Raw genomic sequence first — 201 nt, forward strand, 5'->3', positions numbered from 1 at the left:
ACCATTGATAAGACTGACCCGGTTCGATGGGCACCGTGATCTGGGTAGAGCTCGTCACGATGTCCAGATAGTAATCGGTGCTCTCATGCGTAAAACCATTGGCCTGGGTTCCATCCCAACCGGTCGGCTGCAGGCGAACAAGGTAGTTCCCTGCATAGTCTGCAACCGGCTGGAATTCTAAGGTCACCGTTTCCCCATCAA

1 protein-coding gene is annotated in these 201 nt (G+C 53.7%); it reads right to left on the minus strand.

All coding sequences use genetic code 11. The features are described 5' to 3' along the window. The coding region (locus HOV93_RS25490) for a hypothetical protein (protein WP_207399382.1) at nucleotides 1-187 on the minus strand (187 nt) is incomplete at its 3' end. Nucleotides 188-201: the final 14 nt, after the last annotated feature.

This window comes from Bremerella alba (assembly GCF_013618625.1).
Lineage (GTDB): Bacteria > Planctomycetota > Planctomycetia > Pirellulales > Pirellulaceae > Bremerella > Bremerella alba.